The sequence below is a fragment of the Zoogloea sp. genome (assembly GCF_017302315.1).
Classification (GTDB): domain Bacteria; phylum Pseudomonadota; class Gammaproteobacteria; order Burkholderiales; family Rhodocyclaceae; genus Zoogloea.
Genome location: NZ_JAFLDT010000084.1, coordinates 1 through 16588 on the forward strand (window position 1 = coordinate 1; position 16588 = coordinate 16588).

The 16588-nt window shown below is 64.4% G+C and carries 10 protein-coding genes and 1 pseudogene; 5 read left to right on the plus strand and 6 right to left on the minus strand.

The genetic code is table 11. The annotated features are described in order from the left end of the window. Positions 1-253 precede the first annotated feature (253 nt). The 4 genes from J0L98_RS18160 to J0L98_RS18175 are packed head-to-tail and all read left to right on the plus strand — an operon-like array spanning position 254 to position 4596. Positions 254-976: a DUF3348 domain-containing protein gene (locus J0L98_RS18160; RefSeq protein WP_296413317.1), complete on the plus strand. Its 723-nt coding sequence runs from the start codon at positions 254-256 to the stop codon at positions 974-976. Continuing rightward, the gene (locus tag J0L98_RS18165) at positions 973-3183 is read left to right on the plus strand and encodes a DUF802 domain-containing protein (RefSeq protein WP_296413307.1); all 2211 of its coding nucleotides are present in this window, start codon (positions 973-975) and stop codon (positions 3181-3183) included. The genes J0L98_RS18160 and J0L98_RS18165 overlap by 4 nt, the downstream gene beginning before the upstream one ends. Before the next feature lie 2 nt (positions 3184-3185). Further along, a complete protein-coding gene (locus J0L98_RS18170; RefSeq protein WP_296413308.1) occupies positions 3186-3854 on the plus strand; it encodes an OmpA family protein in 669 nt (222 codons plus the stop codon). Further along, positions 3847-4596 (plus strand): DUF2894 domain-containing protein, encoded by a 750-nt coding sequence (locus tag J0L98_RS18175; protein WP_296413309.1) that lies wholly within the window; start codon positions 3847-3849, stop codon positions 4594-4596. The genes J0L98_RS18170 and J0L98_RS18175 overlap by 8 nt, the downstream gene beginning before the upstream one ends. A 62-nt stretch (positions 4597-4658) precedes the next feature. Here J0L98_RS18175 and J0L98_RS21645 read toward each other — a convergent pair whose 3' ends face one another. The 5 genes and pseudogenes from J0L98_RS21645 to J0L98_RS18195 form a co-directional block, all read right to left on the minus strand. Then, the gene (locus J0L98_RS21645) at positions 4659-5318 is read right to left on the minus strand and encodes a 3-oxoacid CoA-transferase subunit B (RefSeq protein ID WP_365955057.1); all 660 of its coding nucleotides are present in this window, start codon (positions 5316-5318) and stop codon (positions 4659-4661) included. Between the two features lie 57 nt (positions 5319-5375). Continuing rightward, a pseudogene (locus J0L98_RS21650) lies at positions 5376-6050 on the minus strand (CoA transferase subunit A); the annotation flags it as partial. 94 nt (positions 6051-6144) lie between these two features. Next, positions 6145-6648 (minus strand): acetone carboxylase subunit gamma, encoded by a 504-nt coding sequence (locus J0L98_RS18185; RefSeq protein WP_296413311.1) that lies wholly within the window; start codon positions 6646-6648, stop codon positions 6145-6147. 39 nt (positions 6649-6687) lie between these two features. Then, positions 6688-9012 carry a hydantoinase B/oxoprolinase family protein gene (locus J0L98_RS18190; protein ID WP_296413312.1) on the minus strand — a complete coding sequence of 775 codons (2325 nt, stop codon included), beginning with the start codon at positions 9010-9012 and terminating at the stop codon, positions 6688-6690. Positions 9013-9023: 11 nt separating this feature from the next. Next, entirely contained in the window at positions 9024-11171 is a 2148-nt protein-coding gene (locus J0L98_RS18195) for a hydantoinase/oxoprolinase family protein (protein ID WP_296413313.1), read from the minus strand. 347 nt (positions 11172-11518) lie between these two features. Here J0L98_RS18195 and J0L98_RS18200 point away from each other — a divergent pair, with 347 nt between their 5' ends. Beyond that, a complete protein-coding gene (locus J0L98_RS18200; protein ID WP_296413314.1) occupies positions 11519-13507 on the plus strand; it encodes a sigma-54-dependent Fis family transcriptional regulator in 1989 nt (662 codons plus the stop codon). Positions 13508-13553: 46 nt separating this feature from the next. Here J0L98_RS18200 and J0L98_RS18205 read toward each other — a convergent pair whose 3' ends face one another. Beyond that, entirely contained in the window at positions 13554-16262 is a 2709-nt protein-coding gene (locus J0L98_RS18205) for an ATP-binding protein (protein WP_296413315.1), read from the minus strand. Between the last annotated feature and the right edge of the window lie 326 nt (positions 16263-16588).

The following is a 16588-nucleotide window of genomic DNA, read 5'->3' on the forward strand; positions in this document are numbered from 1 at the left end:
TCCCGAACAGGACAGTGAAACGAGACCGCGCCAATGATAGTGCACAGCCGTGCGTGAAAGTAGGTCATCGTCAGACTTACCCCATCAAACCCCCTGCGCTACATCAGCGACAGGGGGTTTGGCTTTTAAAGGACAGCACCAGTATTCGCTCGTCAAAGTCCCTCCCATAGTTTGAACCTTCGGCCCCTGCGCCGGAATGCCGGTCTCGACTTCTGTAGTAGCCTTGTCGGATTTTTGGATGGTAGCTTCTGGTATGACGCGAGCTGTGCCGCGCGGGCGTTTTCATCGCTCCAGACTCATTCGAGTGCTTGAGGATATTGCGGTGGCGGATCTTGCCGAATCGCGGCAGTCACTCGGTGACAGATTGGGCCAATGGCTGGATTTCAAGGATGCGATCTCGCTCTATTCCGTATTGCATGGCGGCTCGTCGGACGGAATGGATCTGAGTGGCGAGGGTATGGATGTGGCTGGATTGCGCGCTGAGTTTGACCGCGTTCGCGCATCCCTCATGGATGCGATTCGTTCGGACAAGCAGCTAGATCCCAGCACGGTCGCCGCGTCAGCACATTTCTCTACTGAGAGCGCCGTCGAGTTCATCCCTTACCACCGGTCTTATCTCGCCCATCAGCGAAGCATGCAGACGGCGGCTGCCAATTTGCGTACTCAGGTGCGCATGGTGGCGTCGACGTGTTCTCCTGCCTTGAGGCGTCTGGCTGCGCTGGATGGAGAACTTGAGCGAGCACTTGGCGTACGTGAGCGGGGGCTGCTGGCGGCTTTGCCGACTGTTCTCGGCAAGCGCTTTGAGATGCTCATGACCCAGGCTACGGAGGGTGGCGATGATCCGGCACCCGGCATCTGGCTGGCAGCGTTCTGCAGGGATGTGCAGGCCGTATTGTTTGCGGAACTGGATCTTCGTTTGCAGCCGGCACTCGGGCTCCTGGAGGCGCTAGATAAGGAAGGTACAGGGCAACGATGAAAAACAGCATGTATTGGGGGGCCTTCTTCCTGGGATTGGTAGTCATCGCCTGGGTGGCGGTGGGCTATGTCGGGGGCAGCCCGCTGGCGCTGCTGATGACCTTGCTGATCGGCGTGGTCTATCTTGCGGGTGCGCTCGAGCTGAGGCGTTTCAATCTGGCGACTGCGTCCTTGTCGCAGGCATTGGCGTCCATTCCGGACGGCCTGCAGACTCTCGATAGTTGGATCCTCACCTTTCACCCCTCCCTGCATAACGCCGTGCGTCTGCGTGTCGACGGTGAGCGGGTGGGATTGCCTGCACCATCGGTGACGCCCTATCTGGTTGGACTTCTCGTCCTGCTGGGCATGTTGGGAACCTTCCTGGGGATGGTGGTGACCCTCAATGGCGCGGTTCTGGCCCTGGAGAGCACGACCGACCTGCAGACCATCCGGGCGTCCCTTGCCGCGCCGGTGAAGGGCCTCGGGGTGGCTTTCGGGACGTCCGTGGCGGGGGTCGCTGCGTCGGCCCTGCTCGGGCTGATGTCGACCCTGTGCCGGCGTGAGCGGCTGCAGGTCTCACAGGTGCTTGATTCCCGCATTGCAACGGTGCTTCGGGAATTTTCCATGGCACATCAGCGGCAGGAGACATTCAAGGCCCTGCAGATGCAGGCCCAGGCGCTGCCCAGCGTCGTGGACAAGCTCCATGGAATGATGGAGCAGATGGAGCGACACAGCCAGCAGCTGGGTGAGCGCCTGTTGGCCAGCCAGGAAAGCCATCACAGGGAAGCCCGGGTGATCTACTCCGAGCTCGCTGCATCCGTGGACGCCTCACTCAAGCACAGCCTGATGGAAAGTGCCCGGATTGCCGGCGATACCATTCGTCCGGCGGTGGAGACGACCATGTCCGGCATTGCACAGGAGACGGCCACCTTGTATCAGAAGCTCGCCAGCACGGTCGAGGCGCAGCTCGACGGTGTTTCGGCCCGCTTTGAGAGCTCGGTGAGCACTGTCTCCGAAACGTGGACACGTGCGCTGGTGCGGCACGAGCAGACCGGCGATGCATTGAACAGCGAGCTGAAGCAGACCCTTACCGCCCATACGGACACCTTCGAGAGGCAGTCCGCGTCCTTGCTGGCGACGGTCGAGCGCACGCATGGCGCGCTGCAGGCAGATCTGGCCAGCGTCACCAGGACGCTGGCGGACGAGACAAAAGCCCTGCACGCGGGGTTGACGCAGGCCACGCAGAGCCAGTTGGAAGAGCTGAGCAACCGCTTCGAACGAACAGCCACCCAGGCAAGCGCAAGCTGGTCCGAGGTGCTCGGTCGGCACGAACAAAGCAGCATCAGCATGGGGCGTGAGACGCAGGCGGCGCTCGCGGCCACCGTCGGGCATTTCGAGCAAACGTCTGCCAGCCTGTTGGCCTCGGTGGGGGCCTCCCATGCGGAGATGCAGGAGGCCTCGGCGGCCCAGGATCAACAGCGCCTTGATGCGCTCACGCAGGTGGTGGAGTCGATGGCCTCAACCCTGCAGAAGGGGTGGCAGGCTGCGGGCGAGCAGGCCCACGGTCGCCAGCTAGGGTTACTCACTGCGCTGGAAGAGAGCGCACGGCAGATTGGGGCCACGACCGCGGCTCAGGCGACCCGAACCATCGAAGAAGTTGCACGCTTGATGCAGACCGCGTCCGAGGCCCCCAAAGCTGCGGCAGAGGTGATTGCCCAGCTGCGTCAAGAGCTTTCCGCCAGCATGGCGCGCGACAACGCGATGCTCCAGGAGCGCACCCGCATCATGGAGACGCTAGGCGCCCTGCTGGATGCCATCACGCACGCTTCCACCGATCAGCGGCAGGCCATTGACGCCCTGGTCGGCACGTCCGCAGAGCTGCTGGAACGTGTTGGTACCCGGTTCGAATCGCGGATGGAGGCGGAGTCGGGGCGGATGAGCAGCATCGCGGCGCAGATTGAGCTTGGTGCGGTCGAGGTGTCGAGCCTGAGCGAAGCCTTTGGGCATGGGGTTCATCTGTTCAGTGAATCCAACGAGAAGTTGATGGATGCACTGGGGCGCATCGAGGAGGCCCTGTCGGCGTCAATGGCCAGGAGCGATGAGCAACTCGCCTATTACGTGGCCCAGGCGCGGGAGGTCATCGACCTGAGCATCATGTCGCAGAAGCAGGTCATCGAGGATCTGCAGGGGCTGGCCGGGAGAACCGCGCCCATGGCCGGCGGGGCGTGAGCATGGACGAGATCGACGGCGGCATCGAGCACGCTGCGCCAATCTGGGCTGTATTCGGTGACCTGATGTCGGGTCTGCTCGGCGCGTTCGTGCTGATCCTGGTGGGTGTGCTCGGCGTGCATCTGGAACTGGCAAGCAGCCTGGAGACCGAGGTGCAGAAGCGCAAGGTCGAGGAGCAACGCCGAGTGGCCCTGGAGCAAGCCCTGGCGGGGCCCCTGGCTTCGGGCCGGGTAACCCTGAACAACGGGCGCATCGGCATCAGCGGCAGCGTGCTGTTTGCCCTCAATTCGGATCAGCTGCAGCCGGAAGGCCGGGTGCTCCTCAAGACCCTGGCTGCGCCACTGACGGCCTACCTCGGCACCCGTGACGAGATGCTGATGGTCAGTGGTTTCACCGATGACCGGCCGGTGCGCGACAGCAACCGCCAGTTTGAAGACAATTGGGAGTTGTCGGCCCAGCGGGCGCTGACCGTCACCCGAACACTGATCGAGGAGGGAATCCCGTCCTCATCCATCTTTGCTGCCGCCTTCGGACCCGAGCAGCCGGTGGCGTCCAATGCCGATGCCCAGGGGCGTTCGCAGAACCGGCGGGTGGAGATGGCGCCTGTGCCCAAATCGTCCAAGGGGAGTGCAGGCACCCCCTCGGGGCCGGCGGCGGCGTCCCGTGACTGAAGTCGATGGTGTTCTGCAGGCCCTGCGTCTGCAGGGCGCGGCCCGCTTCGATCCGGTCCGCTTTCGGTTCATCGAGGCCCTGGCCAGCCGCACCGCGTCGCGCCAGGGCGAGGCCAGACGCCTGCTCGAGGGCAAGCTGAACGCCGCTCTGGAGGATTATCGCGCGCGTTTCGAGCAGGCACGCGCGGTGGCGGCCGACGATCTCGCGCTTGCGATAAACGATCATCCCGATGCCGCTGACGAACTGAACTGCTGCCATCACGAGGGTGATTTCCGGCGCCTGAAACACACCTTGGCCAGGCTTCGCCCAGGTCAGGGCGCCCGCATGTTTGGAGAACTCCTGGACCAGCTACGCCAGCTCCCTCGCGAGGCGCCACCTGGAGCAGGGCGCGAGGCAGGTGCGGAGGTGCATGCGTCCACTGATGAGCTGAGATCGGTAGCCTGCTTCCGGGACGCTTGGCTGAAACTCAGCATCAACCAGCAACTCAGCTCGGCCCTGGCCCAGGCCCCCGACAACGCCGGCCCCCTCAACTCCCATATCCTGGCGCTGCAATCCCTCGAACTGATGCGGGATACCTCGCCCGAGTACCTTCAGCACTTCATGTCGTATGTGGACGGCTTGCTCTGGCTGGAGCAGGCGGACAGCCAGAGCAAGCCGGCGCCAAAGGTAGCGCCCAGGGCGGCCACGGCGCGGGGCGAGCGCGACAAGGGGCGAAAGCCGGGGCGCGCCAGGCCCGGCTGAGTGCTTGCCCCCGAAGGGGATCTGCCCGTGCCTGCGGGCCGCCCCTCGCCGCAAAGCCGGTTTTACTGACAGACGTCGAAATCCGCAGCCAGGCGCCAGGCCATGCCGTGGCGCACGGAGAAGGGACAGCCGGTCCTGGCGCGCACCTCATCCAGGCTGACGCCGGGTTGCAGTTCGATCAGGGTGAGTCCAACCCCCGGATTGACCTCAAACACGCAAAGCTCGGTGATGATCATGTGGACCACCCCCTTGCCGGTCAGGGGCAGCGTGCATTGAGAGCGGATCTTGGGCGTGCCGTCCCGGGCGGTATGTTCCATCAGCACGATCACGCGTCCGACGCCGGAGACCAGATCCATGGCACCACCGGGGCCCTTGACCATCTTGCCGGGCACCATCCAGTTGGCCAGGTCACCGGTAGCCGAGACTTCCAGGCCGCCGAGGATGGACAGGTCCACATGCCCGCCACGAATCATGGCAAAGGAGTCGGCACTGGAGAAGAAGCTGCTGCCCGGCAGACTGGTGATGGTCTGCTTGCCGGCGTTGATGAGGTCCGGGTCGATGTCCTCGTCCGGCGGAAAGGGGCCAATGCCGAGCAGACCATTCTCCGACTGCAGGGTCACCTGCATGCCATCGGGAATGTAATTGGCGACCAGGGTCGGAATGCCGATGCCCAGGTTCACGTAATAGCCGTTGCGCAGTTCCTGGGCGGCACGCCGGGCCATGGCCTCGCGTACCGGGTCGTGCTTGCTCAGGGAGGCGGCACCCGCCGTGGTGCGGAACTCGATGCGCTTTTCGTAGGCGTTGCCCTGGATGATGCGGTCCACGTAGATGCCGGGGGTGTGGATCTGGTCGGGGTCCAGCTGGCCGGGCTCAACCAACTCCTCGACCTCGGCGATGGTCGTGCGGCCGCAGGTGGCGATCATCGGGTTGAAGTTGCGCGCGGTCTTGCGGAAGACCAGATTGCCGGCGCGGTCGCCCTTCCAGGCCTTGACGATGGCCAGGTCGGCGTGGATGGCAGGTTCGAGCACGTATTCGCGGCCGTCGAAGAGGCGGGTTTCCTTGCCTTCCGCGAGCCGTGTGCCGAAGGCGGTGCGAGTGAAGAAGCCGGGAATGCCGGCACCGCCGGCCCGCAGCCTTTCGGCCAGGGTGCCTTGGGGGACCAGTTCCAGCTCCAGTTCCCCGGCCAGGACCTGGCGCTCGAACTCCTTGTTTTCGCCCACATAGGAGGCGACCACCTTCTTCACCTGACGCGTCTTGAGCAGCGGGCCCATGCCGAAGTCGTCCACCCCGGCGTTGTTGCCGACGATGGTCAGTCCGCGGGTACCGGCGCGCAGCAGCGCGGCGATGAGGTTCTCCGGGATGCCACACAGGCCGAAGCCGCCAGCGGCGATGGTCATGCCGTCGAAGAGGAGGCCGTCGAGGGCGGCGTCGCTCGTTGGGAATACCTTGTTCATTGGGTGCAGTCCCCGATGTGCTGTTGGATGTGTTCCGCTGTGGGGCGGTTGCCGGGAGATCCGGCCGCCGCCCCGGTCCAGGCCTTGGGGGGCCTCAGTCGGCGCGCTCGGGCACGGGCAGATGCACCCATTCCTTATAGAAGGCTTCGATGTCCGGCTCGAAGTCATGGATCACCGGATACCACGGAGTCGGTGCCTCGACGTCGTGAAGGGTGCCGCAGGTGGGGCAGTAGTACTCCCGGTAGACCTGCCACTGGGTGTCCGGGGCCATCAGCTTGGGATAGACCTCGGTCATCGCCTCCTCGGTGTCGCGCACGTAGATCGCGGCGTGCAGCTTCCAGTTCTCCCTGTAGTCGCAGAACTCGTGGCCGCAGTCGCACTTGATGATCCACTGCTTGGTGGTGGCCGACTGCACGATGTACATGTGCGGGGCCAAGGGCAGGACGATGCGGTCCTTGAAGCCGACCTTGGCCTGAAGGGCGGCGACGTATTGCTCGAAGCGGCTGTTGTCCTTGGGCATGGACAGCATGCGGAAGGTGGTCTCCCAGTCCAGCGTGCCTTCGACCAGATGGCTGACCTGTTCATTCGTGTATGACATTGCGTGCTCCTTGATTCGGGGTGTCGGTGGGGCGGGCGGTCATTCTTCGACCTGGACGACGGTGGTGACGTCGGGCATCAGGGAGAGGTCCATACGGTGCTTGGAGCCGTAGGTCGGCACGCCCAGCTCCTCTTCCAGAACCTGCCAGTCGGCCGGCAGGTTCCAGAAGGTCTTGAACTGCTGGGTGAACTTCTCCGACAGGGCGAAGCTGGTGGCGAACATGTGCTGCACCTGCACGGCGGCGTGCTTGTTGAGGATGCGTTCGCGTTCTTCCTTCATCCACTCGCGGGTCGGCAGGGCGCGGGCCAGGCGTTCCTTGCGGATCTCGGCACGGCGGGCCTGGGTCAGGGCCGGATCCACCGTGAACACGCCCTTGGCGTCCTGGCTGAACACCGCGCCATAGACCTTCTGGGCGTACTCCGGCAGCAGGAACTTCTGGTTGAGGTCGTTCTCGATGGCCTTCGGCTCGCGGTCGATGGGGTCGCCGAAGCCGGGGCCGCCGCGCAGGTAGTTGAGGTAGAGGTCGTGGTTGTCGTAGCAGTCTTCGGTGGTGATGCACTGCTTGTCGCGCTTGACCACGGCGGTGGCATCCAGGTGGCGCTCGTAGTCGGGGCGGGACGGGTCGAGGTCGCCGCCGAGGGGCAGGGAGTCACCGATGGCGATGCGCTCCTTGAGGCCGGTCTTGTGGGCTTCGAAGCGGTAGCCGGTGGCAGAGGGGTAGCCGCCCATCATCCCCCAGTCGCTGTTCATGAAGCCGTTGCCCATGAAGAACATGGTCCAGTCCTGGGCGTTCCACACCATGCGCAGGGTCTCGAAGCCGCAGCCGCCCCGGTACTTGCCGTAGCCGCCGGAGTTGGCCTTGACGTTGCGGCCGAGGTAGAGCAGCGGCTCGGCCATTTCCCAGATCTCGATGTCACCCATGTCGCCTTCCGGGTTCCAGATGGCGGCGGCGTGGTTGAGGCCGTCCTTGACGGCGCAGGCGCCGGTGCCGCAGGAGCTGGCCTCGAAGCTGTTCACTGCGTGGATCTCGCCGTCCTGGTTGATGCCACCGCCCTGCAGCCAGTTGGAGGTGTTGGCGTTGCCGGCGTTGACCTCCTCCAGGTAACCGCGGCTGAAATAGGACTGGGACAGGCCGCGCCACAGGGCGGCCCAGCCGGAGACCAGGAAGTGCCAGGCGTAGGCGTGGCCGGTGCGGCGGTCGTCCGGGTTGCACCAGGTGCCCTTGGGCAGGCGGAACTCGGTGGCGTAGTAGGCGCCGTCGTTAATGCGCTGGGTGGGCACCAGGGTCTGGCACATCATCACCCAGATGCCCGAGGTGAAGGCCACCTGGTGGGCGTTGAAGGTGTGCCAGCCCCAGCGGCTGGCGCCTTCGAAGTCGAGCCGCCACTTGCCGTCCGGTTTGATGGTCATCTCGCAGGGCGAGTGCATGATCGAGTCGAGCTTGGCGAAGGCGTTGGAGACCTGCACGTCGTCATGCTTGTAGGGCACATCGACGAAGGACACCTTGCGGTACTTGCCGGGCAGGGTCATGGCCTTGATGCGGCTCATCAGGCCGCGGCGGCCTTCCTCGATGACCTCGTGGGAGAACTTCATGTAGGCGTCGAGGCCGTCGGCGCGGATCACGTCCTCGACCAACTCGCGGATCATGTGGCAACCGGCGATCCGGGTCTTCTCGTCGAGGATCCAGTACTTGGGGGTGCGTACCGAGCGCTGGGACTCATGCAGCCAGTCGCGCAGGGGCTCGTCGTTCACGCCGGTCTTGCGGCAGGTGATCATGTAGCCGTCGCCGAAGCGCTGGGTCTGGCCGGTGGACATGGAGCCGGGGGTCACCGAGCCGGTGTCGATGACGTGGGTGACGCCGCCGACCCAGCCGATCAGCTTGCCTTCCCAGAAGATCGGCACGATGGTGGCGATGTCGCAGGGGTGGACGTTGCCGATGGCGCAGTCGTTGGTGGTGAACATGTCACCGGGGTTGATGGTCGGGTTGGCTTCCCAGTTGTTCTCGATCATGTACTTGATCGCCGCGCCCATGGTACCGACGTGGATGATGATGCCGGTGGAGGTCAGGACGCAGTCGCCGGCGGCGTTGTAGAGGGTGAAGCAGAGCTCGCCTTCCTGCTCGACGATGGGGCTGGCGGCGATCTTCTTGGCGGTTTCGCGGGCATGCACCAGGCCGCCGCGCAGCTTGGAGAAGAGCTTCTCGTAGCCGATCGGGTCACTGTCGCGCAGCTCCAGCTTCTCCAGCCCGTTGTAGTAGCCGCTGCTCTGGGTGCGTTCGATGATGGCGTCGCGGTGCTGCTTGAGGGTCAGGCCGCTGGCCAGCAGGTTGCCGATGCCGATTTCCTTGTTGCTCATCATGTTCATGATTGGTCTCCTCACTTCACTTCTTTGAGATGGAACAGGCGGTGCTTGTCGATGGTGGTTTCAAAGCCATCGGGCACGACGAAGGTGGTGGCATCGGATTCGATGATGGCGGGGCCAACGATGTGGTTGCCGGCCTTCAGGGATTCCATCTTCCACAGGGCGGCCTCGACCCACTTCTTGTGACGGTAGAAGGGGCGGGTGCCGAGGAAGGCCTCCTGCGGTGGCGTCGGGCCGGCGTCGGGGTCTTCGGGCAGTACCGGCTTCTGGGTCACGACCATGCCGCGCAGGATGGCGCCGGTGATCGAGAAGCCCAGCTCCGGCGAGCGGGCCGAGCTGGCATAGACGCGACCGTAGGTGGTCTCGAAGCTGTCGACGATCTTGTCCCAGTCGGCGGCCGTGCCGGCGCTGCTCACCGGCGAGACGATCTCCAGGTCGTTGAGCTGGCCCATGTACTGCATCTTGTAGCCGGGGATCAGCATCACATCTTCGGGTTTGAAGCCGTTGATGACGAACTCATCGATGACCTTGACGGCCAGCTCTTCCCAGGCGGCCTGCAGGGTGGTGCAGGCGGCGGCCTTCTGGGTGTCGGGGGCGAACTGGGCGACACCCAGATCCACCGACTTGTCGTAGCGGTATTCGAAGTCGGCGCAGGCGCAGCCGAAGGCCGAGAAGCCGGCGGCCCAGGCGGGCACCACCACGTCCTTGAAGCCGACGCCTTCGGTGTAGCCGTAGGTGTGCACCGGGCCGGCGCCGCCGTAGGAGAAGCAGGTGAACTCGGCGGGGTTGTAGCCCTTGGCGCTGATGTTGGCGCGCAGGTATTCGGACAGGGTGAGGTCGAGCAGCTCGATCACGCCGGCGGCGGCGTCTTCCACCGACAGGCCGAGCGGGTCGGCGATCTGCGCCTTGATATGGTCGCGGGCGCGCTGTACGTCGAGCTTGATGGCGCCGCCCAGGAAGTTGTCCGGGTTGAGGTAGCCCAGCACCACGTGGCAGTCGGACACCGACACCGTGTCCAGCCCGCTCTCCGGCCAGCAGGTGCCGACCCGGTAGCCGGCGGAGTCGGGGCCGAGCTTGATCGACTTGCTGTAGGGGTCGAGGCGCACGAAGCTGCCGGCACCGGCGCCCACCGAGTCCATCGCCACCAGCGGCAGGGACAGCACCAGGCGGGCCATGTCGGGGTCGGACTTGATGGCGAAGCTGCCCTTGGTGATCAGCGCCACGTCGAAGCTGGTGCCGCCGATGTCGGAGCAGGCGATGTTCTCGTCACCCAGGTACTCGCCCAGCAGCTTGGAGCCGATGACCCCGCCGATGGGGCCGGAGACGATGGTGCGGGCCAGCTCCTTGGCCTTCCAGCTGATGGTGCCGCCGTGGGTGGCCATGACCCGCAGGTCGAACTTGGCGCCGTGCTTCTTGAAGCGGTCGCTGACCTTCTTCAGGGTCTGGCGGGAGGGCTCGGCGCCGTAGGCCTCGAGGATGGTGGTGTTCATCCGGTGGCTTTCCTTGCGCGAGGGGTAGTAATCCACCGAGGCGAACACCGGGATGTCGGATTTCAGGCGCTGCAGTTCCTCCCGCACGATGTCGCGGGCGCGCTGCTCGCTGGTCTCGTTCTTGTGGGACTGCAGTAGGCAGATGACGACGGCCTGGGCGCCGGCTTCGACCAACTCGCGGGTGGCCTGGCGCACCTCGTCCTCACGCAAGGGAATGACGATGCGGCCCTGCACGTCGGTGCGTTCGGTGACGCCGCGGGTGCGCGACACCGGCACCAGCGGCTCGTCGTAGCGGTGGGTGTTGAGGTGGATGCGGTCTTCCAGGGCGTAGCCCAGGTAGCTCTGCAGGGCGCGGCCCATGGAGTGGATCTGCTCGAAGCCCCGGTTGCAGATGAGGCCGACGTCCAGGCCCTTGCGCATCAGGATGCGGTTGAGCATGGCGGTGCCGGAATAGACGCAGGTGACCAGTTCCGGATAGACGTCGTCCACCTCGCGGCCCCAGTGCGCCAGGGCATCGACCGAGGAGTTGTAGATGGCCAGGGATTCGTCGCCGGGATTGCTCTGTGCCTTGCCGACGACGAAGCGCCCGTCGGCGCGGACGAAGAAGGTGTCGGTCATCGTGCCTCCGGCATCGATGCCCATCACCTGCACGTTTGACTGCTGGACTTGCATGTCGTGTCTCCTGTCATTGGTGTGTGTGGTGCGAAGCGCCACGCCTCATTCATGGCAAAGGGCGGGCCAGGGCGGCCGGCAGCAGCCGGAGAGCGAGCGGAAGGCCTTGTGCTGCAAGGCTCTCCGCGATCTGACTGGGCGCCGGAGGAAGGGGCTGAAAGCGGGGTCAATCTGTCCGGAATCCCGAATCGGGCTGTCCGGTGTCCGGAATCCGGACACTTTCCGGGGCTTCTGTTGCGTCGCACAAGTTATTGATATAAAAGAAGATTTATTGACTTAATGGTGCAATGAAGCTAGCTTATCCAGAGAGGTCCGACGTTCTTTCAACCTGCCTGTCCGAGTGCCCCATGCCCTTTTCCCACTGCGGTACCCTGATTCCCCGGATCGGTGACGAACACGTCGTGGCGACCGCCTGGGAGCGCTTCCTGCAGCATCAGTCGGTGCAGGTCGGTGGGGTGCGCAGCGTGGTGCTGAATTCCTGGCAGCGCTGCCGCTCCGAGGCGGTCAATCCGGAGAGCCGCTGTGCGCCCTCGGTGGCCCATGAGCGGGTGCACCAGTTGCTCGGGGAGCACCGGGAGCTGTGCGATGCGGCCCGTCCGGTCCTGGATGGGTTGCGGGACATCCTCCGGGAGTGTGGCTCCCTGATCATGCTCACCGACCCTGGAGGCACCATTCTTGAACTCAATGGAGAGTCACGGGCCCGCAGCGCGGGGGAGGGCGTCAATCTGGCGACGGGCGGTTGCTGGAATGAGGAGCTGATCGGGACCAATGCCATCGGCACCGCAATTGCCACGGGTACGCCGGTGCAGATCCACGCCAGCGAGCACTTCTGTGTCGACGTCAAACGATGGACCTGCGCGGCGGCGCCCATCCTCGACCCCCTGGGCCGGAACCTCCTGGGGGTGGTGGATGTGTCCGGGGTCAAGGAGACCTTCCATGGCCACAGCCTGGCCTTGGTGATGGCCGCGGCCAAACAGATTGAAGGCGAGCTGGCCCGGCGTGACGGCATCCTGCATGCCCGCCTGCTGGCCCGGGCCATGGATGATTTCATCCGCTACGGCAGCGATTGCCTGATGCTGTGTGACACCCGTGGCCGGGTGGTGCGGACCTCGGGTAGCGTGCAGGCGGCGCGGGAGCACCACGGCGTACGGCTGCCCTTCGAGGTTGGCGCCCAGCTGGTGGCCCTCAATCTGGGCCTTGCCGAGGCAGACCGCCAGCGGGCCCGGCCAGCCTGGCTGCAGCCCGAATGGCTGCACCCTGTGAAGGAGGGGGAAACGGTGCTCGGGACGCTGCTGGTGATTCCCCTGGGGGCCGGCGGCCACCGGGCCCCGTCGTCATCGGCGCGGGCCGTTGCGGTTGGCGATGGGGCGACGGATGCCTTTGCCGAGATCATCGGCGAGAGCGAGGTGTTGCAGGCGTCCAAGGCGCGTGCGCGGCGGATTGCGCCCCTCGATCTTCCCGTATTGCTGCTGGGCGAGACCGGCGCTGGCAAGGAGCTCTTTGCCCGCGCCCTGCATGGGGCGGGAGGCCGGCCGGGTGGTCCCTTCGTGGCCGTCAATTGTGGTGCCCTGACGCGGGAGCTCCTGGCCAGCGAGCTCTTCGGCTACGTCGAGGGCGCCTTCACGGGCGCCCGCCGGGGTGGTCTGGCAGGAAAGTTTGAGCAGGCCGACGGGGGGACACTGTTTCTCGATGAAGTGGGCGAGATGCCCCTCGACCTGCAGCCCCACCTGCTGCGGGTACTCCAGGACGGGCAGGTGGTACGGCTGGGGGATGTCCGTCAGCGCAAGGTGGCGGTCCGCATTGTGGCGGCCACCAACCGGGACCTGCTGACCGAAGTCGAAGCCGGACGCTTCCGGGAGGACCTTTATCACCGGCTGTGCGCCGTGAGCCTGAGTCTGCCGGCTCTGCGGGAGCGTCCCGGTGATATCGACACCATCGTGGAACATCTCAATCGGAGCCTGGCGGCCAAGTACGGCTGCGCTCCGAAGGCGCTGAATCCGGCGGTCCGCCGGGCATTCCAATGCTATCGCTGGCCCGGCAACATCCGTGAGCTCCGCAACGTGTTCGAGGCCATGTTTGCCCTCAGCGATGGGGAGCGTATCGATGCCGCCCAATTGCCAACGGCCATTGCCCGGGCACTGGCCGAGCATCCCGAGGGGCTGCCCTGTGCGGCAGTGGGAACGGGGCGCCTCGAGCAGGTCGAGCATCAGGCCGTGGTGGACGCCATCGCCCATGCCCACGGCAATATGTCTCTGGCGGCGCGTACCCTGGGGATCTCGCGGAGTACCCTCTACGTCAAGCTGGCCGCCATCCGTGCCCGGGAGGCGAGACATTAGCCTAGGGACACCAGAGCCATCGGGCAGGAGAGCCTCCTGCTGACTTTCAGTCCAACCAGTGGAGCAACATGGCGTAGAGTCGATCGGGCACGACCGGTTTGGGCAGGAAGTCGTTCATGCCAGCAGCCATGCAATTGGCGCGATCTTCACTGAAGACATTTGCCGTCATGGCCAGGATGGGAACGGACTGGCAACCGGGATGCCGGCGAATGCCACGTGTGGCAGCGAGCCCGTCCATCCTGGGCATCTGCATGTCCATCAGTATCACGTCGTAGGTCTTTTCCGCCGCCATCCGGACAGCTTGCTGGCCGTCATCGGCGGTATCGACGGCCAGCCCCATGTTGGACAGAAGCTCCTCCGCCACCATCTGACACACGGGTTCGTCTTCCACCAGCAGAACACACTTGCCCGGGCTGATGGCCAGCAGCCTTGCCTCAATCTGGGCCAGATCCGTCAGCTCGGTGCTCATCCCGGGTGGGGCACAATGTTGCAGCCGAGCCGTCAGCCAGAAGGTGCTGCCCTGGCCCGGCGTGCTGCTGACCCCGACTTCCCCGCCCATCAGCTCGGCGAGGCGCTGGGTGATTGCCAGGCCCAGGCCGGTGCCGCCGTATTCCCGCGTGGTGGAGCTGTCTGCCTGCTCAAAGGCGTGAAAGATCTTGCCGATCGCAGCGGGTGGAATGCCGATCCCCGTGTCTTCCACCTCGAAACGCACGCTCACGCTGGTGCCGTCGTCCCCCTCAAGGCGAGCCCTTACGGTGACAGCGCCCTGCTGGGTGAACTTGATGGCGTTACCCACGTAATTGAGCAGTGCCTGGCGCAGTCGCGTGCCGTCACCGATGACACCCGGCAGACCCGCAACCGTGTCCGCCTTCAGGTGGATCCCCTTGCTCGTGGCCCGGTCGTTCATGATTGACACCACGTTGTCGAGCAAGGTCTGCAGGTGGATGGGTTCAGCCCCAAGAGTCAGTTTGCCCGCTTCGATTTTCGAGAGATCCAGGATCGAATCGATGATCTCCAGCAGGTGCCCACTGGCGGCGGCGATCTTGTTGAGGCGATCGGTCTGCTCGGGCGTCGCGCCGGACTTCTGCATCAAGTAGGCCATGCCCGTGATGGCGTTCAGCGGTGTTCGGATCTCGTGACTCATGTTGGCCAGGAAGGTGCTCTTCGCGATGTTCGCCGTTTCGGCCGCGTTGCGCGCTGTTTCGAGCTCCTCGGTGCGCTTCTGGACGAGCTCCTCCAGGTGCGCCCGGTGCATGTCCAGCTCGTGCTCGAGTGTCTTGGTGGCGGTCACATCCGTGACAAACCCGTACCACACCGTGCCGCCATCGTCACTCCGCTCCGGCATCGCATCCACGTGCAACCACTTGAGCGGCCCGTTCTCCAGCTGGATGCGGTAATCGACGAGCCAGCGTTGCATGGTGTCGGCGGACTGGTGGAGGGAGGCAAAGAATCGGTCACGGTCCTCCTCTACAAGCAGCTTGCGGATACTCAAGGCGTTGTTCTCCACGGTCTCCGAGCTGACCCCGTAGAGGCTGCGCACGGCTTCGCTGGCAAAGGGAAACGCACCGCTTCCGTCCGGTAGTTGGTGGTACTTGAAGACCATTCCGGGAACGTGGGTCAGGATCTTGCGCACCTGTTCGGTGGCGGCCACGCGCGTAAGCAGGGATTCCTGATCCAGAATGGCCTTGAGCAGTCCGTTGAAGGCATTGGCCAGCTTGCCGATCTCATCGTCCCGTTCGACGGGCAATGCCTCCCGTGGCCGATGACCCTGGCGCATCTCTTCCAACAGTACGGCCGATTTCTCGAGTGGCCGTAGCTGGCGGCGTACCCACCACCACGCAACCCACCCGGTCAGAAGCGTCAGCACCAAGGCTGCCACCACAAGTCGCACCTGTATCTGACGTGCCACCAAGAATGCCTCCTGGGTCGGCAGTACCGATTGCATGAGCCAGGCTGTCTGGCCAATCCTGACAGATGAAGAGAGCTCCTCCTCACCGCGGGAACTGACCGCGATACCTGAGCCTTCATGTCCGGCGATGTATTTGTCGTAGATAGGATTCACACCCGCCGTAGGGCCTGCCCCCATGACCCGGCGTTTGTCGGACGAAGCGATGTAGGTCCGGGTCCTGCTGTCCGTGATCACGAAGTCCCCGGTGTGCCCGTACTTTGCTCGACTGATCTGGTCCAGGAAGTTGGGTTCGAGCAGGTTCGTGACACCTAGCACCGCGCCACGGAAGCGCTTGTCTGCACCCCGGATCGGGACCGCGAACGTGATCACGGGCACACCGGTCCTGCGTCCGACCATGGGTGGAGTAATGATGGGTGTCAGCGTTGTGCGCAAGGTCTGGAAGAAAGCCCGGTCCCCGTAGGCTGTCCCCACGCGCTCAAGATGGGCGGGTACGCTAGCCAGAGCGATACCTTCTGCGTCCACAACGACCACGCCCCAGTTGAAGAGCGCTTCGACACCGGCCTGAGCCTCAAGCATTGACTGGATGTGGTCGGCGTTTGCGTTCGGCACCGCCTCCAGCCGTTGCGCAAGCCGGTTCAGAATTTCATTGCGCTCGTGGAGGGAGCGATCAATCTCCGAGGCAATGATGGAGATGGTCGAGAACTGCTGGGCGGAGATCGCGGCCTCCATGTCCGAGCGGACGTACCGCCCTATCCCCAGCGCGACGATCCAGATCGAAACCACGGACGCGCACAGCGCCCCTGCCACCAACCGGGTTCGCAGGGACTGCCATGAAGGATTGTTCACTGCCGGGTCTCCACCGGGGCTCTTCCCGTCTGTCTTGCACTATCCACCTGCGGCAACGGCAGGTCATTAGGGCATTACGGACGCAATGACGAAAGGTTGAGCCGTTTGGTGGAGGGCACGTGCCCAAGCGGGGCGACCGCCTTGACGCGTGCAGTGCGCAATAAAGCAAATGGGCTGGACCTTTCGATCCAACCCATTAAATTTGTGGCGCGCCCGAAACGATTCGAACGTTCGACGCCTTCGGAGGGTTGTCAATAATATCTGTTTAGAACGGATAAAATGCGCATGAATAGGGGTAAATAGTTGAATATTTGACGCTATGCTCG